Source organism: Cupriavidus sp. SW-Y-13, assembly GCF_009793345.1.
Taxonomy (GTDB): Bacteria; Pseudomonadota; Gammaproteobacteria; order Burkholderiales; family Burkholderiaceae; genus Cupriavidus.
Window position 1 is genome coordinate 2,604,927 of the sequence record NZ_WHLX01000001.1, and the last position, 19,651, is coordinate 2,624,577.

General features: G+C 64.4%; 20 protein-coding genes. 15 read left to right on the plus strand and 5 right to left on the minus strand.

What is annotated here, in order from left to right; genetic code table 11:
• Nucleotides 1-229: 229 nt before the first annotated feature.
• Together GA566_RS11620 and GA566_RS11625 are read left to right on the plus strand one after the other, a co-directional pair.
• The gene (locus GA566_RS11620; RefSeq protein ID WP_137925721.1) at nt 230-691 is read left to right on the plus strand and encodes a tripartite tricarboxylate transporter TctB family protein; all 462 of its coding nucleotides are present in this window, start codon (nt 230-232) and stop codon (nt 689-691) included.
• 13 nt (nt 692-704) lie between these two features.
• Entirely contained in the window at nt 705-2,207 is a 1,503-nt protein-coding gene (locus tag GA566_RS11625; protein ID WP_137925720.1) for a tripartite tricarboxylate transporter permease, read from the plus strand.
• A gap of 75 nt (nt 2,208-2,282) precedes the next feature.
• On the opposite strand, the gene GA566_RS11630 is transcribed toward GA566_RS11625, so the two are convergent.
• Entirely contained in the window at nt 2,283-3,167 is an 885-nt protein-coding gene (locus GA566_RS11630) for a LysR substrate-binding domain-containing protein (protein WP_137925719.1), read from the minus strand.
• Between the two features lie 161 nt (nt 3,168-3,328).
• Here GA566_RS11630 and GA566_RS11635 point away from each other — a divergent pair, with 161 nt between their 5' ends.
• Nucleotides 3,329-4,306, plus strand: coding sequence for a tripartite tricarboxylate transporter substrate binding protein (locus tag GA566_RS11635; protein WP_137925718.1), 978 nt, complete (start codon nt 3,329-3,331; stop codon nt 4,304-4,306).
• A 180-nt stretch (nt 4,307-4,486) separates the two neighbouring features.
• A complete protein-coding gene (gene ggt / locus GA566_RS11640) occupies nt 4,487-6,112 on the plus strand; it encodes a gamma-glutamyltransferase (protein WP_160472813.1) in 1,626 nt (541 codons plus the stop codon).
• 101 nt (nt 6,113-6,213) lie between these two features.
• Here ggt and gltS read toward each other — a convergent pair whose 3' ends face one another.
• The gene (gltS, locus tag GA566_RS11645; RefSeq protein WP_160472814.1) at nt 6,214-7,431 is read right to left on the minus strand and encodes a sodium/glutamate symporter; all 1,218 of its coding nucleotides are present in this window, start codon (nt 7,429-7,431) and stop codon (nt 6,214-6,216) included.
• 177 nt (nt 7,432-7,608) lie between these two features.
• On the opposite strand from gltS, the gene GA566_RS11650 reads away from it, so the two are divergent.
• Entirely contained in the window at nt 7,609-8,469 is an 861-nt protein-coding gene (locus tag GA566_RS11650; protein ID WP_160472815.1) for a PhzF family phenazine biosynthesis protein, read from the plus strand.
• An 82-nt stretch (nt 8,470-8,551) separates the two neighbouring features.
• A complete protein-coding gene (locus GA566_RS11655) occupies nt 8,552-9,169 on the plus strand; it encodes a pyridoxamine 5'-phosphate oxidase family protein (protein WP_160472816.1) in 618 nt (205 codons plus the stop codon).
• A 22-nt stretch (nt 9,170-9,191) separates the two neighbouring features.
• On the opposite strand, the gene GA566_RS11660 is transcribed toward GA566_RS11655, so the two are convergent.
• Nucleotides 9,192-10,649: a CoA transferase gene (locus GA566_RS11660; RefSeq protein ID WP_160472817.1), complete on the minus strand. Its 1,458-nt coding sequence runs from the start codon at nt 10,647-10,649 to the stop codon at nt 9,192-9,194.
• Between the two features lie 284 nt (nt 10,650-10,933).
• Between GA566_RS11660 and GA566_RS11665 the strand changes: the two genes are divergently transcribed.
• The 7 genes from GA566_RS11665 (at nt 10,934) to GA566_RS11695 (ending at nt 15,515) form a co-directional block, all read left to right on the plus strand.
• Entirely contained in the window at nt 10,934-12,685 is a 1,752-nt protein-coding gene (locus GA566_RS11665; RefSeq protein WP_160472818.1) for a glutamine--tRNA ligase/YqeY domain fusion protein, read from the plus strand.
• On the plus strand, nt 12,685-12,915 hold the full coding sequence (locus GA566_RS11670) for an RNA-binding S4 domain-containing protein (protein WP_160472819.1): 231 nt from the start codon (nt 12,685-12,687) through the stop codon (nt 12,913-12,915). Before GA566_RS11665 ends, GA566_RS11670 begins: the two co-directional genes overlap by 1 nt.
• A 102-nt stretch (nt 12,916-13,017) precedes the next feature.
• Nucleotides 13,018-13,407 (plus strand): MAPEG family protein, encoded by a 390-nt coding sequence (locus GA566_RS11675; protein WP_160473284.1) that lies wholly within the window; start codon nt 13,018-13,020, stop codon nt 13,405-13,407.
• Nucleotides 13,408-13,431: 24 nt separating this feature from the next.
• A complete protein-coding gene (locus tag GA566_RS11680) occupies nt 13,432-14,028 on the plus strand; it encodes a YceI family protein (RefSeq protein WP_137925709.1) in 597 nt (198 codons plus the stop codon).
• A 130-nt stretch (nt 14,029-14,158) separates the two neighbouring features.
• Entirely contained in the window at nt 14,159-14,467 is a 309-nt protein-coding gene (locus GA566_RS11685; RefSeq protein ID WP_160472820.1) for a hypothetical protein, read from the plus strand.
• Between the two features lie 122 nt (nt 14,468-14,589).
• Nucleotides 14,590-15,135: a YaeQ family protein gene (locus GA566_RS11690; RefSeq protein ID WP_137925707.1), complete on the plus strand. Its 546-nt coding sequence runs from the start codon at nt 14,590-14,592 to the stop codon at nt 15,133-15,135.
• A gap of 32 nt (nt 15,136-15,167) precedes the next feature.
• Nucleotides 15,168-15,515: an FKBP-type peptidyl-prolyl cis-trans isomerase gene (locus GA566_RS11695; protein ID WP_137925706.1), complete on the plus strand. Its 348-nt coding sequence runs from the start codon at nt 15,168-15,170 to the stop codon at nt 15,513-15,515.
• Between the two features lie 80 nt (nt 15,516-15,595).
• On the opposite strand, the gene GA566_RS11700 is transcribed toward GA566_RS11695, so the two are convergent.
• The gene (locus tag GA566_RS11700; protein ID WP_137925705.1) at nt 15,596-15,916 is read right to left on the minus strand and encodes a hypothetical protein; all 321 of its coding nucleotides are present in this window, start codon (nt 15,914-15,916) and stop codon (nt 15,596-15,598) included.
• Between the two features lie 188 nt (nt 15,917-16,104).
• Here GA566_RS11700 and GA566_RS11705 point away from each other — a divergent pair, with 188 nt between their 5' ends.
• Both GA566_RS11705 and GA566_RS11710 read left to right on the plus strand, forming a co-directional pair.
• The gene (locus GA566_RS11705; protein ID WP_137925704.1) at nt 16,105-16,902 is read left to right on the plus strand and encodes a gamma-glutamylcyclotransferase; all 798 of its coding nucleotides are present in this window, start codon (nt 16,105-16,107) and stop codon (nt 16,900-16,902) included.
• 21 nt (nt 16,903-16,923) lie between these two features.
• Nucleotides 16,924-17,730: an ankyrin repeat domain-containing protein gene (locus GA566_RS11710; protein WP_160472821.1), complete on the plus strand. Its 807-nt coding sequence runs from the start codon at nt 16,924-16,926 to the stop codon at nt 17,728-17,730.
• A gap of 172 nt (nt 17,731-17,902) precedes the next feature.
• On the opposite strand, the gene GA566_RS11715 is transcribed toward GA566_RS11710, so the two are convergent.
• Nucleotides 17,903-19,606: a long-chain fatty acid--CoA ligase gene (locus tag GA566_RS11715; protein ID WP_160472822.1), complete on the minus strand. Its 1,704-nt coding sequence runs from the start codon at nt 19,604-19,606 to the stop codon at nt 17,903-17,905.
• Nucleotides 19,607-19,651 lie beyond the last annotated feature (45 nt).

Consider the following 19,651-nt stretch of genomic DNA (forward strand, 5'->3'; position numbering starts at 1 on the left):
TCCACAAGCCCGCGCACCGCGTTGCTGCGCGTTTTCCCTGCATTTTTCCTTGCATTGTCAACGACTTACCGAAACCTTTCGGACGTCTGCGTAGGGACATACCCTGAGGTTGCCACTTTATGCAGACATATGAAAGGTAGCTGAAAGGATGCGCTTTTACCTTCCACCCTGCCGCGACAGGCAGCCTCTGTCGCGAAGCTTTTCAAGATTCAAATCGAGGAGAATCATTTTGCGCATACGCAGCCAAAAGGACTTTGCCTCCGGCCTGATGTTCATCCTGGTCGGACTGAGCTTTTCCTTCGTTGCCCGTGGCTATTCCATGGGAACAGCCGCCAAGATGGGACCGGGATACTTCCCGTTCTGGCTCGGCATCGTGCTCGCCATCCTTGGCGCGCTCGTACTGTGGGGCTCGCTGTCTTCCAAGGCAGAGAACGACCAACTGGCCCGCTGGGACCTGAAGATCCTGCTGTGGATCCTGGGCTCGGTCGTCCTGTTCGGCCTGCTGCTCAAGCCGCTGGGCATGGTGCTGTCGGTGGTGGTCCTGGTACTGGTCTCCTCGATGGCCAGCCATGAATTCAGCTGGAAGGGCGCCGTACTCAACGCGATCATCCTGGTGATCATCAGCCTGGGCGCGTTCGTATACGGCATCAACCTGCAGATGCCGGTGTGGCCGGCGTTCCTGGCAAGCTAAGGAGACGGCCCTCATGGAATTGTTGACCAACCTCGGACTGGGCTTTTCGACCGCCCTGTCCTTTCAGAACATCGCCTACGCGTTCTTGGGCTGCGTGCTCGGTACGCTGATCGGCGTGCTGCCGGGCCTGGGCCCGCTGGCCACCATCGCGATGCTGCTGCCCGTGACCTACACGCTGCCCCCGGTGGCCGCGCTGATCATGCTGGCAGGTATCTACTACGGCGCGCAGTACGGCGGCTCGACCACGGCTATCCTGGTGAACCTGCCGGGCGAATCGTCGTCGGTGGTCACTACGATCGACGGTTATCAGATGGCGCGGCGGGGTCGTGCCGGGGTGGCGCTGGCCACTGCCGGTCTGGGCTCGTTCTTCGCTGGCTGCGTGGCCACGCTGATCCTGGCGGCCTTTGCTGCCCCGCTCTCGGAACTGGCGTTCAAGTTCGGCCCTGCCGAATACTTCTCGCTGATGATCCTGGGCCTGATCGGTGCCGTGGTGCTGGCCTCCGGCTCGCTGGTCAAGGCGATCTCGATGATCGTGCTGGGCCTGCTGCTGGGCCTGGTCGGTACTGACGTGAACTCGGGCGCCGCGCGCTTCTCGTTCGACGTGCCGGAACTGACTGACGGCCTGAACTTCGTGTCGGTGGCCATGGGTGTGTTCGGCTTCGCGGAAATCATCGCGAACCTGGAACAGAAGGATGCCCGCGAGACCTTCACGGACCATGTGACGAACCTCTTCCCGACCAAGGAAGACTTCAAGCGCATGATCCCGGCCATCCTGCGCGGTACGGCCCTGGGTTCGATGCTCGGTATTCTCCCGGGTGGCGGTGCGGCACTGGCTTCGTTTGCAGCGTACTCGCTGGAAAAGAAGACGTCGAAGTTCGCACACGAGTTCGGCAAGGGTGCCATCGAAGGCGTGGCAGGTCCGGAATCGGCCAACAACGCCGCAGCGCAGACCTCGTTCATCCCGCTGCTGACGCTGGGCATTCCGCCCAACGCCGTGATGGCGCTGATGGTCGGTGCGATGACGATCCACAACATCCAGCCGGGTCCGCAGGTCATGACCAGCAACCCCGCGCTGTTCTGGGGCCTGATCGCCTCGATGTGGCTGGGCAACTTCATCCTGATCATCCTGAACCTGCCGATGATCGGTATCTGGGTGAAGCTGCTGAAGGTGCCGTACCGTTACCTGTACCCGGCCATCCTGACGTTCTGCTGCATTGGCGTGTACTCGGTTCAGAACACCACGTTCGACGTGTTCCAGACCGCAGCCTTCGGCGTGATCGGCTACCTGTTCATCAAGCTGCGCTGCGAACCGGCTCCGTTGCTCCTCGGCTTTGTGCTGGGACCGATGATGGAAGAGAACTTCCGTCGCTCGCTGCTGCTGTCGCGTGGTGACTTCAGCGTGTTCGTGACGCGTCCGCTGTCGCTGGGCCTGCTGATTGCCGCAGCCGTGCTGGTGCTGATCGTGGCCCTGCCGTCGATCAAGGCCAAGCGCGAAGAAGCGTTCCAGGAAGAGTAAGTCTCCGGCAGTCTCGCGGAAATGAAGAAGGGCGCCTACGTGGCGCCCTTCTTCATTTATGCCGCCCCCTTTTCGTCACGCGTTGAACAGGGCTGCGCACGCCGCGCGGATGGCCTCGGTCACGCGCACCCGTCCGTGGTCACGCCGCTCCAGCATGCCGATGATGCGCACCATCGGCTCCCCGCCCGCGCGCAAAGGCACGATGCGCAGCGCGGGGTCGTCGCGCCAGCGCGAACGCTTGAGCAATGGCACCACGGTCACACCCACCTCCTGCCGCACCAGTTCCACCAGCGCCTCGATCGAATTCAGTTCGAGGAACTCGTTGGTCCGCAAGTGAGCGCGCCGCAATGCACGCTCCACCAGTGCGCCCGTCCGCTGGCTCCGGTCGAATCGCAGGAAGGGATTGGCGGCCAACGCCTCCCGCGCGTCATCGCCCCGGCTTCCCCGTCCGGCAATCAGCACGATGGGCTCCTCGTAAAGCGGCGTCCACTGCAGTGTGCCGGCCAGCTGCGCCGAGCCTTCGGCCACGAACGCCGCATCGAGTTCGCCACTTTCCACCATAGCGGCCAGTTCGAACGACTTCGCGCCGATCAGGCGCACGTCGAGCGCGGGATAGGTCCGCTTCATCCCGGCCACGACATGCGAGAGGCCGCCCATGACCGACACGACTGCTCCCACTGCCACGGCACCCGCCATATCGCCGGCACCGGACAGCGGCAGCCGCATTTCGTCATAGAGCGCCAGCAGTCGGCGCGCCTGCGGCAGCAGCGCCCGGCCATCGGCATTCAGCGTGGCCACTCGTCCACTGCGGTCGAACAAGGCACGTCGCAACTCCTCCTCCAATGAGCGCATCTGGAGGCTGACGGCGGCCTGTGTCAGCGCCACCTGCCCTGCTGCTGCGGCAAAAGACCCACGCTCGGCCACAGCAACAAAGGTCTTCAGAAAGCGAATCGTGCTCATAGGTCAACGTAGAAGGAAGGGGCAGCCGATGATCGGCCAATCCACAAGATTTTCTTGTGGATCAAGCAACAAATATTAACTTTCATTGTGACCGAGGGCGCGGAATAATTTGGGTTTCCTGCCGAATTTCCACGCTGTCCGTTCCGTACCGGAGAACAACAATGCAACACTGGCTACGCCTTCTCGGCATCGGCCTTGCCTCGAGCCTGACCATTGCCGCCGCGCCCTCGCGTGCGGACAGCTTCCCGTCCAAGCCGATCCGGCTGATCGTGCCGTTCCCGGCCAGCGGCGCCACCGATCTGCTGGCGCGTGCCATTGCGCAGAAGGTCGGCCAGAACATGGGGCAACAGATCGTCGTGGACAACCGGCCCGGCGCTGGCGGTGCGATTGGTTCGGACATGGCTGCCAAAGCCGCGCCTGACGGCTACACGATCCTGATTGCTACCACCAGCACGCACTCGGTGGGGCCGTTCGTGAATTCGCGCCTGCCCTACAACACCGAGACCGATTTCACGCCGATCGGCCAGGTCGCCACGGCGACCAACGTGCTGCTGGTGCCGAATACGCTGCCGGTCAAGAACGTCAAGGACCTGATCGACTACGCCAAGAAGCATCCTGGTGAACTGAACTACGCCTCCAGCGGCAACGGCACCGTGGTCCATCTGACTGCCGAATCGTTCAAGGCGCAGGCCGGCGTGTTCATCACGCACATCCCCTATCGCGGCACCGCGCTGGCCGTACCCGACCTGATTTCCAGCAAGGTGCAGGTACTGTTCGACAGCATCGTCTCGGGCATGCCGCATGTGAAGGACGGCAAACTCAAGGCATTGGCCGTGACGAGCATGAAGCGCTCGCCGCTGGCGCCGGAACTGCCGACGGTCAACGAGTCGGGCCTGCCCGGCTTCGAATCGGATACGTGGTTCGGCATCTACGGCCCGAAGGGCCTTTCGCCCGAAATCGTCACGCGCCTGAACACCGAGTTCAACAAGGCTATCCAGTCGCAGGACGTGAAGGACCGCCTGGCCAAGCTCGGCGCCGAACCGATTGGCGGCACCCCCGCGCAATTCGCGGCGATGGTAAAGAAAGACAGCGCCCGCTGGGGCAAACTGATCAAGGATCGGAAGATTCAGGTGGACTGATTTTTTCACTCCCCTGGTTTTCTCCCCTCTCCCGCCCTGCGGGAGAGGGGCGGGGGAGAGGGCTGGCGGCTACGATTCGACAGACCGCAATTTGAACCGCTGAACCCTCTCCCCCAACCCCTCTCCCGCGCCGCGGGAGAGGGGAGCAGAACAGAACGTGTATCGGACGACGAGACAACCATGCAAACCTTCAACTGGACCAACCCCTACCCTTCCGTGCGCATTCCGCTGTTTGCGCGCAATGTGGTGTCGACCTCGCACCCGCTGGCCGCGCAGGCCGGCCTGCGCATGCTGCTCAAGGGTGGCAATGCCGTGGACGCTGCGATTGCCGCAGCCGCTGCCATCACGCTGGTCGAGCCGGTCTCGTGCGGCCTGGGCAGCGATGCGTTCGCCATTCTCTGGGACGGCAAGGAATTGCATGGCCTGAACTCGTCGGGCGTGGCGCCGGCTACGTGGAGCACCGACTACTTCAAGAACAAGTACGGCGCCGACGGCAATGGTTTGGCCAATCGCCCGGTGCGTGGCTGGGACTCGGTGACCGTGCCGGGCGTGATCGCCGGCTGGGCTGCGCTGCATGAGCGCTTCGGCAAGCTGCCGTTCGAAGACCTGATGGAACCGGCAATCGAGATCGCCGAGCGTGGTTATGCCGTGCCGCCGGTGGTGGCGCACAAGTGGGCCGCCGCCGTGCCTGATCTCAAGAACCAGCCGGGCTTTGCCGAGACCTTCATGCCCAACGGCCGCGCGCCGCACGTGGGCGAGAAGTTCGTTTTCAAGGACGCCGCCGAGACGCTGCGCAAGATCGGCGCCACCAAGGGCCGTTCCTACTACGAAGGCGAAATCGCGGAGAAGATCGCCGCGTTCAGCAAGTCGTGCGGCGCGTCGATGACGCTCGATGACCTGCGCAACTATCGTCCGGAATGGGTCAAGCCCATCAGCAAGTCCTACCGTGGTCACGAAGTGCATGAGATTCCGCCGAACGGCCAGGGCATCGCCGCGCTGATGGCGCTCGGCATCCTCGACCAGTTCGACGTCGGCTCGCTGCCTGTGGATTCCGTGGATTCGCAGCATCTGCAGATCGAAGCCATGAAGCTGGCCTTTGCCGATCTCTACCGCTACGTGGCGGACCCGCGCAGCATGGAAGTTACGCCCGAGCAGATGCTCGACGACGCCTACCTGAAATCGCGCGCCAAGCTGATCGACATGCAGCGCGCCACGCATTTCGATTTCGGCATGCCGCGCACGGGTGGCACGATCTACCTGACCGCCGCCGACGAGAACGGCATGATGATTTCGTTCATTCAGTCGAACTACATGGGTTTCGGTTCGGGTGTGGTGGTGCCGGGCACCGGCATCAGCCTGCAGAACCGCGGCGTGGGCTTCTCCATGGATCCGAAGTCGGCCAACGTGGTGGAAGGCGGCAAGCGTCCGTTCCACACGATCATTCCGGCATTCCTAACCAAGGACGGCAAGCCGCAGATGAGCTTTGGCGTGATGGGCGGCGATATGCAACCTCAAGGCCACTTGCAAACCGTGGTGCGCATGCTTGACTACAACCAGCAACCGCAGGCCGCCTGCTGTGCCCCCCGTTGGAAGGTCAACCGCGATTTCACGCTGGACGTTGAAGGCACCATGGACCCTACCACCGTGGACGGTCTCAAGGACCGCGGCCACCAGTTGAAGTCGGTGGACGATCCGTACATGGATTTCGGATCGGGCCAGTTCATCTGGCGCCTGTCCGACGATGGCGAGCACGGCTATGTGGCCGCCAGCGACAGCCGACGTGACGGTCAGGCAGTCGGCTTCTGATTTTTTGCAGTACGTAGTACGGCAGTACCGCAGTAGAAGTCCTGCGAGGCGCCATCGGGAAACCGGTGGCGCCTTTTTTAACGTTTATCGCAGGCGAACGATCAGGGGCCGATCAGCGCAGGCGCGATCATGGGCAAGTTCAGGAAGAACTGGATCACGATGGCGTTGACGATGTCGATGAAGAACGCGCCCACCATCGGCACGATCAGGAAGGCCAGATGCGACGGACCGAAGCGGTCGGTCACCGCCTGCATATTGGCAATGGCCGTGGGCGTGGCGCCAAGGCCGAAGCCACAGTGTCCTGCCGCCAATACCGCTGCGTCGTAGTTGCGGCCCATCACGCGGAACGTGACGAAGATCGCGTAAGCCGCCATCGCGGCGGTCTGGACCGCAAGGATCAGCATCATCGGCAAGGCCAGCGACGACAGTTGCCAGAGCTTCAGGCTCATCAGCGCCATCGCCAGGAACATCGACAGGCTGACGTTGCCAAGCACCGAGAGCGCACGGTCGAACACCGTGTACCAGCCGAGTGCTGCCAGCCCGTTGCGCAGCAGCACGCCGACGAAAAGCACCCACACGAAGGTGGGCAATTGCACGCGCGTGCCCTTGAAGAATTCGGTCAGCGCATAACCGGCCGAGAGGCAGATCAGGATCAGCGCCAGCGTCTCGATCAGCGACGAAGCCGTGATCTGCCGCCCCGCCTGCGGGTTCTCGAAGGTCAGCGGATCGGCGGCATCCGTCCCGAGGCCGGGAACTGTCACCCTGCGCAACAGATGGCGTGCCACCGGACCGCCGATCAACCCACCGAGCACAAGGCCGAACGTTGCGCATGCCACGCCAAGTTCCTTGGCATACGTCATGCCGAATTGCCTGGTGAACGTGTCGCCCCATGCTGCGCTCGTACCGTGCCCGCCGGACAGCGAGATCGATCCCGCCAGCAAGCCCGTGACCGGCTCCAGGCCGAGTGCGCTGGCGAGGCCAACGCCGACCCCGTTTTGAATGATCAGCAACCCGGTGACCACGAACAGGAAGATACCAATCGACTTGCCACCCTGCTTCAGGCTGGCCAGATTCGCGCTCAGGCCGAGCGTGGCGAAGAACGCGAGCATCAGCGGAGTCTGCGTCACCGTATCGAACTTCACCTCGACATCGGCCGTGTAGCGCGCGAGCGCCAGGCAGATCGCCACGATCAGGCCACCTGCGACGGGCTCGGGAATATTGTAGGTACGCAGCGGACGAGTGACCTGCACGAGCTTGCGCCCGACCAGCAGCACCAGCGACGCCGCCACGAGCGTTTCGTAGTTGTTGAGTTCCAGCATGGATGGAGTACCCGAAAAAAGCATCCATTCTTCGCATCGGCAACGATGTCGCCAATCGCCAAATGTCCAAAAACGCAGCGTAGCGGAACTGTCTGGTTCGGCGGGTCAGAAACTGTGCATGGCATCGGGACGCCGTTTCCGTAGACTGGCGTTTTCAACGTCCGCCTGCCATCGACCATGCCCAGCTACGCGTACCGAATCGTCAATGTCTTTGCAGAATCCACATTCGGAGGCAACCCGCTCTGCGTGTTCGAGGATGCCCGTGGCATGGATGACGCCACCATGCAGGCGCTGGCGCTGCAGTTCAACCTGTCCGAAACGACCTTCGTCCTGCCGTCGGAACAGGCCACCGCGGCCGTGCGCATCTTCACGCCCGGCTACGAGATGCGCTTCGCAGGACATCCCACGCTGGGCACGGCGCACGTCGTGCGCGAACTCGCCGGCACGGGCGATGCGCTGACGCTCGAATTCAAGGCCGGCGTGGTGCCCGTCACCGCGCAGGCAGACCGCTGGACGCTGACCGCGCCGCACACAGGCGCGCCGAAGACCGCGCCCGCCGGGCTGCCCGATGCCGAGATGGCCTCGCTGCTGGGCCTCTCGGCCGATGATCTGGCTGCTTCGCCGATGTGGGTCGATACCGGCGCCGACCAGTTGCTGGTGCCGCTGAAAACCCCCGATGCCGTACGTCGCGCGCAACCGGACAGCGGCCGGTTGGAGCAGTGGCCGCAAAGCAGCCTGGGACGCAAGACCGCCTATGTGTTCGCCTTCGATCCCACCCATCGGGGCAAGGTGCTGGTTCGCTATTTCTTCACCAAGCAGGGTGGCGGCGTGGCCGAGGATCCGGGCACGGGTTCGGCCTGCGCCAATCTCGGCGGCTGGCTGCTGGCCACGGGACATGCATTGCCGGCGCAATACGAAGTAAATCAGGGCGAACAAGTAGACCGCCGCTGCCGGCTCGATCTTTCGGTGACCGCCGACGGCGCCATCCGCGTGGGCGGCCGCGTGATTGAACTGGGCCGGGGCACCGTGACGATCTGAACCGCCGATACTTCGCCCGGAGCCTCCCGACATGCTGCGGCATACTGGAGGCCCTGTCGCATCTGCTCAAAGAGTTCGCATCATGCCCCCGCACACACTAGACTCGATCGCCGCGCTGGAAGCGCTGTATGCCCAACCCGCTGGGGCATCCCTGGCGAAGGAAGTCGACTACCTGCATCCTCACTACCGTGCCTTTGTCGAGAAGGCGCCGTTCTGTCTGCTGTCGACCTCGAACCCCAATGGCGGCGATTGCTCGCCACGTGGCGACGCGCCAGGTTTCGTGCAGATCCTCGATGACCGCACGCTGCTGCTACCCGACCGACGTGGCAACAACCGCATCGACAGCCTGCGCAATATCGTGGCGGACCCGCGCGTGGGCCTGCTGTTCATGATCCCCGGCATCAACGAAACGCTGCGGGTCAGTGGCATCGCGACGATTTCCGTCGACCCCGAACTAATTGCACGCTGCACGGTGGAGGACAAACCGCCCACCACGGTACTGGTGATTGCGATTCAGTCGGTCTACTTCCAGTGCGCCCGCGCGCTGGTGCGGTCGCATCTCTGGTCAGCCGACGCTCAGATCGCACGCAGCACCCTGCCGAGCACTGGCACGATGGTCGCCACACTCAGCCAGAATGCGATCGACGGTGAGACCTATGATCGCGAACTGCCGGAACGGTTGCGCAAGACGCTGTACTGAGCGTCGTACTGACTGCGTTACGTCAATGGCTGCCGCGCAGCAGCCATTCCGGCGCATGCGTGCCGAGCGGCACCGATGGCAGCGCCCAGTGCGCCGGCGTCTCCGAAAGCTGCGCGGCGTGACGCACGGTGGTCAGTTCGCCGAACCCCGACTCCTCGATCTGCAGCAGATCGGAGATTTCGTCGATGTGCTGGTCCGGCGTGGCCATGCCGTCCGGTACGCGGCCCAGGCTCCGCAACCACTGTGCCGTCTGTGCCAGTGACACCCGCACATGCCAGCTCCCTCCCTCCGAAGCACGCCGATGCAATGCCGCCATCGCGCCCAGCGCCAGCAGGTAACCCGAGGCATGGTCGAGTACCTGCGCCGGCAGCGGCACCGGATCGGCGCGGCCCGCCGCCTGCGCCTCGTCGCCATTGATCCCCGTGGCCGTCTGCACGAGCGAGTCGAATCCGCGCTTGCCAGCCCACGGTCCCACATGGCCATACGCCGACAGCGACACGTAGACGATGCCGGGCCGCGCACGCGCCGCCGCTTCGGGACCGACGCCGAGCTTATCCAGCCCACCCTGCCGATAGCCTTGCACCACCACGTCGGTGCCATGCAGCAGCTTGTGCAGCGCGCGCTTGTCCTCGGCATCGCGCAGGTCCAGTTGGCAGGACCGCTTGCCTCGGCCGGTGTCGATTACCAGCACCTCCATCGCTGGCAGGTGTGCCGCAGTGACCAGCAGCACGTCGGCGCCATGGGCCGCCAGCGTGCGACCTGCCACCGGTCCGGCGATGATCCGCGTGAAGTCGAGCACGCGAACACCGCTTAGCGGGCGGGCATCGACATTGATTTCGGCATGGGGCGGCAGTTCGGGCAAAGGCTGGGGCGGCGCCTCGCCGATCTTCTCGATGATCACGGGCGGCAGGCCACGCAGCGCCTGGGCCTGCGGATGCGCCAGCCACTCGTCGTGGGTCCGCATCGCCGAGACGACCATGCCGGCATCCGATGCCACCTGCTCGAAATCCTCGGCCTTCCACTTGCCAAGCGTGGTGCGCACGGCATCCTTCTCCGCCGCGCATTGCAGGATGCGCAGCACGCCGTCCCGGTGATGGGGGAAATTGGTGTGCAGGCGCACCCAGCGCCCGTCACCGCACGGATACAGGCCGGCGATCTTGTCCCACAGCTCCGGGGCCGGACCACCATTGACGCGCAGGTAGCGCTCGCTGCGGAACTCGGCCAGTGCGTGGCGCATATCCACGGATACCTCCTGCCAGCGTCCGGTGCGCTGTGCCCAGAGCGCTGCCGCAGCCAGCCCCGACGCGCCCAGGCTGACCTGTGCGGCGGTGCCGATCGCGAAGCTCGACGGCAGTATCGGATCAGCGCCTGTGAGGTGCAGGTGGCGGAGGGCCTCGGCCGGCAGGGCCAGGTCCTGCCATAGCGCAGCCAGTGCATCGGCAGGATGGGTGGAAGAGGCGGGAGAAGAAGGGGTATTCATGGCGTGTGTTCCTGCAGCAAGGCGGGGCGCGGCATGCGACGATCACGTCGCACGGCAGAACGCCTCGCAAAATGGGCGGGGAGCCGATCTGCGGTGAATTCTGCACCACTTCGCCACGCCATGCAGGTGAGACGATTCTTAAAATCACCGGGTCGTCACAGGTTAGTGACGGGTTAGCCCGCAAGCACTGTAAAATCTCGCCATTCCAGGCAACACCAGGACCGGGGCTGACCGATCCCTGCCCGTCCGCCAAGCTATCGAGCCGCATGCCACGCGGCGCCACCATGAGCCAAGACAACAAGCCCAACGACACGCCAGCCGCCTCCAACTTCCTGCGGAGCATCATCGACCAGGATCTCGCCGCAGGTACCTACGCCGGACGCGCCGACCAGCAGGGCGCGCCGCTGCCGACCGTCATCACGCGCTTTCCGCCGGAGCCGAACGGCTATCTGCACATTGGCCACGCCAAGAGCATCTGCGTGAACTTCGGCCTGGCGCGCGACTATGCCGGCCGCTGCCACCTGCGCTTCGACGATACGAACCCCGTCAAGGAAGACACCGAGTACGTCGACTCGATCATCGACGCCGTGCACTGGCTGGGCTTCTCGTGGGACGCCAAGTCCGCCGATGCCGCCCCGCACCTGTACTACGCGAGCGATTACTTCGACCGCCTGTACCAGTTTGCCGAGACCCTGATCGAGCGCGGCGTGGCCTACGTGGACAGCCAGACCGCCGAGCAGATTGCAGCCAACCGGGGCAACTTCTCCGAGCCGGGCAAGCCGTCGCCGTTCCGCGACCGCACGGTCGAGGAAAACCTGACGCTGTTCCGCGAGATGCGCGACGGCAAGTTTGGCGATGGCGAGCACGTGCTGCGCGCGAAGATCGACATGTCCGCGCCGAACATCGTGCTGCGCGACCCGGTGCTGTACCGCATCCGTCACGCCCATCACCACCGCACGGGCGACAAGTGGTGCATCTATCCGATGTACGACTTCACGCACTGCATCTCGGACGCCATCGAGAACATCACACATTCGCTGTGCACGCTTGAATTCGAGAATAACCGTCCGCTGTACGACTGGGTGCTCGAACACCTGCGCGACGCCGGCGTCTTCCCCGCCCCGCTGCCGCACCAGTACGAGTTTGCGCGTCTGAACCTGACCTACGCGATCACCAGCAAGCGCCGCCTCAAGCAATTGGTGGACGAGCAGCGCGTGGACGGCTGGGACGATCCCCGTATGCCCACCATCGTCGGCATCCGCCGCCGCGGCTATACGCCGGAATCGATCCAGCTCTTCTGCGACCGCATCGGCGTGTCCAAGGCCGATAGCTGGATCGACATGAGCACGCTGGAAGGTGCCGTGCGCGACGACCTCGATGGCCGGGCTCACCGCAGCGTAGCCGTGCTGGACCCGGTCAAGCTGATCCTGGACAACTACCCCGAGGGGCAGAGCGAGGCATGCTCGGCGCCGGTGCATCCGAAGCAGCCCGAACTGGGTCGCCGCGAGTTCCCGTTCTCGCGCGAACTGTGGATCGAGCGCGAAGACTTCACCGAGACGCCGCCCAAGGGCTACTTCCGCCTGTTCCCGGGCAACAAGGTGCGCCTGCGCCATGGCTACGTGATCGAATGCACGGGCGTGGACAAGGACGCCGACGGCAACGTGATCGCCGTCCACGCGAACTACCTGCCGGAAACGAAGAGCGGCACGCCGGGGGCCGACAGCGTCAAGGTCAAGGGCAACATCCACTGGGTCAGCGCCCTGCATGCGCAGGAAGCCGAAGTGCGTCTGTACGACCGCCTGTTCAACGATCCGAACCCGGATGCTGGCGGCAAGAACTTTCTCGATGCACTGAATCCCGAATCGAAGAAGGTCATCAAGGCCTACCTCGAACCGGGCCTGGAAAACGCGAAGCCGGAAGACCGCTTCCAGTTCGAGCGCATGGGCTACTTCGTCGCAGATCGCGTGGATTCGAAACCGGGCAAGCCCGTGTTCAACCGCACGGTCGGACTCAAGGACAGCTGGGGCGGCAAGTAATGGCGCAGACGATCACATTCCCGCTCGAAGGCGAGTTTGTCGCGCTGAACGACCTGCTCAAGCTGGCCGGGATCTGCGATAGCGGCGGCGCCGGCAAGGCGCTGGTCGCGTCGGGCGAGGTGTCGGTGGACGGCGCGCAGGAGTCGCGCAAGACCGCCAAGATCCGCGCCGGACAGGTTGTCGCCGTGGGCGGCACCGGTGGTGTGCGCATCAAGGTCGTGGCCGCATGAAGGTTCGTCGCACCAGGTCACACGGCACCGCCTGGCTGTCCTGATTGTCCGATGGCGGCGCGCTGGGCGCCGTCACGTCAACCCATCATCCAAGGAGCACGCATGCCGATCGCGTTCTGGTGTGTCCTGCTGGCGGGGCTGATGCCCGTTTTGACAGTCGCGATTGCCAAGGCCGGAAGCGGCCGTCGCGGCTTTGACAACCACGATCCTCGCGCGTGGCTGGAAAAACAGAGCGGGCGGGCGCGGCGCGCCGACATGGCGCACCGCAACCACTTCGAGGCCTTTCCGTTCTTCGCCGCAGCCGTGTTGTCCGCGTCGTACCTCGCGGCACCGCAGGCACGCATCGATGAACTGGCGATGTTCTTCATCGTCATCCGCATTGCCTATACCATCTGCTACCTGACCGACCGGGCCACGCTGCGTACGCTGTGCTGGACGATTGGCATGCTGACCGTCATCGGCATCTTCCTGCTGCCGGTGTTTGTTCACTGACTGTTCCCTCACAACCCTAGCACCATGCCGCGCGCCCTCCGCCATATCGCCATCGTCGGCGCGCTGCTCGCATCGAGCGCCTCCGCCTGGGCAGCCCCTACCAACTACACGGTGGACCCCGTCCACACGAGCGTGTACTTCGGCGCCAGCCACTACGACCGCACGACCGTACGGGGCCGTTTCGCCAAGATCGACGGCCGGATCGTCTACGACCCGCAGACCGGTGCCGGATCCATTGATTTCACGGTCGACACCGATTCCCTCGACACCGGCAATCGCAGCCTGGACGGCGTGCTGCGATCCGAGCAATTCTTCGATGTGCAGTCGTTCCCCGTGGCACGGTTCCAGGCCAACCGGTTTGTGGTCGAGGCAGGCAAGCTGACTGCCGTGGAAGGGACGTTGTCGTTGCACGGCATCTCGCAGCCGTTCCGGCTCGAAGCCAATCGCTTCAGTTGCGGCCAGACGGTGCTGTTCGGCATCCGGCGAGATGTCTGCGGCGGCGATTTCCGGGGTAGCCTGTCGCGCAGCGCTTTTGGCATGACCCGTTTTCTGCCCGAAGTGGGCGACATCGTCACATTGCAGATCGCCATAGAGGCTGCGCCGTCCGGCGCCGCGCCCTGAGCCAGCAATTCCTCCGTCGATGACGACCCGGCATCACCTTTAAACGCAAAATCTTCCGTAGAATCAGCGCCTTGCCGATTTACATCCTGCCGCGTTCGAAGTATGCGGTACTGGTCCGACGCGAGCCAAGATGAGCCTGATTTCTCCCAACGACGTCGTCGCGGCGTCGCTTTCTGCTGCGGGTGCCTGCCTGGCCCTGAGCATTCCCGCCAATTTCCTGCGTCGCTTCCCGCTGTGGGCATTCAAGACCTACGGCCGTGGCGCGATATTGCTGCCATTGCTCTCGGCGATGGTCGGCATGCTGCTGGTACGCATCGCACTGGCTGGCCAGATCAATAGCGATGGCGGCCTGGCGCTGGTAGCGGCGGCAGCGTTCCTGGTGCTTTTGTTTGTCTCCGCGCTTCTGCGCTTCTGGCTCGGCGACTATCGCAAGTCCTGAACAAGCGCGCGCCACCGCACGCCAGCCATCCGGTTTTCCATCGCGGCGCCACGCGGATCACGTATGATGCGGCCTTTCGCGTGTCCCCCACCCTGGGGCGGCACGCGCTGCATTCCGTTCCCATGGCGCTCAAATCCACGATCTTCAAGGCCGAATTGTCCGTATCGGACATGGACCGGCCGTACTACGGCAGCCACGCGCTGACCATCGCCCAGCATCCGTCCGAGAACGACGCACGCATGATGGTGCGCCTGCTGGCCTTTGCCTGCGAAGCGTCCGAAACCCTCGCCTTTACGCGCGGCCTGGACGAGCCGGACGAGCCCGACCTCTGGGACAAGACGCTGACGGGCGATATCGAGCACTGGATCGAACTGGGTCAGCCCGACGAGAGCCGCCTCAAGCGCGCTGCCGCCCGTGCCGACCGCGTGACCGTCTATACCTATCAGAGCGCCAGCGCCCGCGAATGGTGGAAGGGCATGGCGGGCAAGGCCAGCAAGCTGCGCAACGTGACCGTCTACAATGTGCCATCGGAAGCCGTGGATGCGCTGGCGCAGATGGCCCAGCGCGCCATGCGGCTGTCCGTGACGATCCAGGATGGCGATATCTGGGTCAGCGACGACGACCATAATGTGCAGTTGACGCGCGACGTGCTGCAACGCGCCGACTGACACCCCTCAGCAACCAGAAAAGGAAGAACGCGATGCAAACCACTCCCTCCGGCCTGCAGTACGAAGATACCGTCGTTGGCTCGGGCGACGAAGCCAAGGCAGGCACGCACGTGACCGTGCACTACACCGGCTGGCTGTACGAGAACGGCCAGGCCGGCAACAAGTTCGATTCGAGCAAGGACCGCAACGACCCGTTCATCTTCCCGCTGGGCGCCGGCCATGTGATCCGCGGCTGGGACGAAGGCGTGCAAGGCATGAAGGTTGGCGGTACGCGCCGCCTGGTGATCCCGGCCGAGCTGGGCTACGGCGCACGCGGCGCCGGCGGCGTAATCCCGCCGAACGCCACGCTGCTGTTCGAAGTGGAACTGCTGGGCGTCTAAGCCCCCTGCTCTTCCGCAACCATGAAAAACGGACGCCAAGGCGTCCGTTTTTCGTTGAGGGCTGAGAGCGCTGATCGGGATCAGAACCCAATCGCCGCATTGCCCACGTCGACCCGCACCTTGTCGCGGTCCAGCAGCCGCCCCGCATGACGCGCGAAGTCCTGTGCCCATTCGGCATTGCCCGCGAAGCGGGCCTCGCCCGAAAACTTGGCCACGTTAAGGATCTTGTCGATCACAAGCACCTTGCCCACCGGGCTAGATGCCTGGCAGTCAAGTTCGGCGTACTCACGGTCGAACCAGCGCCACGCGGCGTCCTCGGTCACCGCCGACAACTCGGCGTCTCCCAGCGTGAATTCAAATTCCTTGCCGCTGCCAAATACCACGGTCAGGGTGCGCGCCATCTTGGGTTCTCCGAAGTTCAGTGACTGTTCCACGAGGTTAGGGTGCCTATTGTACTGACTTGGCACCCGGTCAGGGCGCCCGCTCCGATCAAGCCTGCGCCGCCGACCGTTGCCTGCTGCACACACCCCACCAACAAACCGTTGTTTGCTTGCGACGTGTCAATGCGCTTTGGATTATTCTTTCACCCATGGCCATCACCAGACAGGATCTCGAAGCGGACAGGCTGCGCACGACGCTGTGCAGCTCACCGGTCGCGTCGTCCCTGCTGTCCGATGCCGATGTGGAGCGCTCGCTTCATCAGACGCTGTCGCAGCGCCCTGAACAGCCCGGCCTCGACGGCGATGTCTGGGTATTCGGCTACGGCTCGCTGATCTGGAATCCGATGATCGTGCATACGGAAAGCCGCCTGGCCACCGTCCACGGCTACCATCGCGGCTTCTACCTGTACTCCAAGATCAATCGCGGCACATGGGATCACCCAGGTCTCGTGCTCGGCCTCGACCGGGGCGGCTGCTGCACCGGCATGATTTTTCGCGTTCCGGCGCATGTCGTGGAACAGGAGTTCCGCGTGCTGTGGCGTCGCGAGATGATGACCGGCGCGTATCACCCGCGCTGGCTGCGCGTGAAACTCGATACCAATCCGGAAGCGCCTGCCCAACGCGCCCTGGCGTTTGTGATGAACCGCGAGCACGCAAGCTACGCGGGCCGCCTGCCAGATGCACGCGTGGTGGCCTGCCTGCAGCACGCCTGCGGACTCTATGGCCCGGCGCGCGACTACCTCCATCAGACCCTGCTCGGCCTCGCCACACACGGTGTGGAAGATCCCTACCTTGGCCGGCTGTGGCGCCAGCTCCAGGCTAGCGACGCTGCGGAGGCCGCTGCCGATTCATGCCCGGTTGCCACGCCGCTCGCCGTGTCGGCCTCGGCAGCCACGTGCCCCGGTGACGCCATCGCGGCCAGCACGCATCCACACGAAACCGTCTGATCGTCTTCCACATTCACCACCATGACGCGCTTCCAGACACGGTCCCGACGCCAGGCACTTGCCGAGTTGATCGGCCTGACGGGATTGCTGGTGACAGGGGGATTGCTGGCGGGCCAGGGCAGCCAGACACTGGCCCGCTCGATGAGCGGCGCACGCGACGCGTCGTCACCCTCCCCTGCTTCCCGGCCCCCCACCGGCAGCCCGATCTCGCCGCCGCGCGGAGAGGGCATGACCGCGCTGGACCGAAACCTGATCACGGCCGCCGGTATCGGCGACCTTGACCTCGTCATGCGCCTGCTCAACGCCGGCGCATCGACCCGCGCCGCTGACGAACGCGGTCGCTCCGCGCTACTGGCCGCGCTCTACAACCGGCGCGGCGATGTGGCACGCGCGCTCATCCTGGCAGGCGCCGACGTGAACCAGAAGGATATGGAATCGAACAGCGCCTTCCTGTTGGCCGCCGCCACCAATCAACTCGACGCGCTGCGGCTGGCGCTGTCACATGGCGCGGACGTGCGCAGCACCGATCGCTACGATGGCACCGCACTGATTGCCGCGAGCCAGCACGGCAACGTGGAAGGCGTGAAACTGCTATTGAAAGCGGGAGTGCCCGTAGACCGCGTGAACCAGCTTGGCTGGACCGCGCTGCTCGAAGCCGTGATCCTGGGCGATGGCAGCGCGCGCTACGAAGAGATCGTGCAACTGCTGCTGGATGCGGGCGCCGACGCCAATCTGGCCGACCGCGAAGGCATCACGCCGTCACGGCACGCGAGGGAGCGGGGGTACAAGACGATGGTGAAGATGCTGATGCGGGCGCGGGGGCATTGAGCCTGCGCTCTCCCGACTGTTTTGGCTCCCCTCTCCCGCGCAGTGGGAGAGGGGTTGGGGGTGAGGGCCCGCGGTGCAAGCAGCCGATATCGCATCTTGAGCGGCTTGCCCTCACCCCCGCCCCTCTCCCGCGTGCGGGAGAGGGGAGAAAACCCGAGGCAGGGTCAAACCCCTACGCCGCAGCCCCCTGCTTCGCATTCTCCGATTCCTGCAACGCGCGCCACATCACCTTGCCTGTGCCCGACTTCGGCAGTGCGTCGACAAACTCCACTACGCGCGGATACTTGTAGGCGGCCATGTTTTCCTTGGCCCATTCGATGATGTCGTCGGGCGAGGTCTTGCCCTTGGCGTCGGCGCGCAGCACCACCACGGCCTTCACCGTCTCGCCGCGATACGCATCGCGGGTGCCGATGATGCACGCTTCCTGCACGGCCGGATGCTTGTACAGCAGGTTCTCCACCTCGGCCGGCCAGACCTTGAAGCCCGACGCATTGATCATGCGCTTGAGGCGGTCGGTGATGAAGTAGTAGCCTTCCTCGTCCATCCGGCCCAGGTCGCCCGTGCGGAAATAGGTCTGGCCTTCGAATTCGATGAAGGCATCGCGCGTGGCGTCTTCCTTGCGCCAGTAGCCCTTGAACACCTGAGGGCCGCGCACGATGATCTCGCCCACCTCGTTCGGCGGCAATTCCTCGAGCGTCACCGGGTCCACGATGCGGGCATCGGTGTTGAATGTCGGCATGCCCAGGCACTGCAGCTTGGCGCGCTCTGACGGATTGCTGTGCGTCGGCGCCATCGTTTCCGACAGGCCATAGCCTTCCAGGTAGCTCAGGCCGAACTGCGTCTTCAGCCGCTCGGCCACGGCCTGCGGCATGGCCGCGCCGCCGCCGCCGATGTAGCGCAGGCTGCCAAGGTCGAACGATGCCAGGTTCGGGCTGCCCAGGAAGTCGATGACCATGGTCGGGATGTTGGTCCAGTGCGTGACCCGGTAGCGCGAAATCAGGCGGCCGGCCACCTCGCGATCCCAGCGCGGCAGCATCACGACCGTGGCGCCCGAGTAGATCGGGCCGTTCATGCCGTACTGCATGCCCGTCACATGGAACAGCGGGAGCACGGAAAGAAGCACCGATTCGGCGCCGCTACCCGACCATGTCGATCCGCCCACCACGTTGTGCATGACGGAGCGGTGCGTGTGGATGCAGCCTTTGGGGAAGCCCGTGGTCCCCGAGGTGTAGGGCATCACGGCCATGTCGTCGGGGCCTGCTGTATGCGGGCCGGGCTGCAACGCGGCGCCGAGCGCCTCGGTCCACGCCGTGGCCAAAACCGGCAGCGGATGCTGGGCGGTCAGCCAGGCAGGCGGGGCATCCTCGGGAAATTCATGGGAAGGCGGCAGCGCATCGGCGTACTGCGTCACCAGCAGATGCTTGAGCCGCTCTGCGGCCGGCAACTCGCCGTCGGCCTGCATGACCCCGGCGGCCAGATCCGCCGTGCAGATGGCGACAGAGGCTTGCGCATCGGTCACGTAGTGCTTGAACTCTTCGGACCGGTTCATCGGGTTGACCGGCACCACCACGGCATCTGCGCGCAGGATCGCGTAGTAGCTGATGATGAACTGCGGGCAGTTCTGCATGTACAGCAGCACGCGATCGCCCTTCTTCACGCCTGCCTTCTGCTGCAGCCAGCCGGCCAGCGCTGTGGCCTGCTCCTGCAGCGCGCGGAACGTGATGGCATTGCCGAAATACCGGATCGCCGCCTTGTCCGCAAAACGATGGGCCGAGACTTCGAGGTTGTACCAGAGCGAGGTCTCCGGCAGCACGATCTCGGTCGGCGCACGCTTGGGCCAGAACTGGAAATGCGGACGGGCGGGCTTGGTGGTCATGGTGTCTCCTGCGGACGGTCTTGGTGACCGGTTTTTCGAATTCGC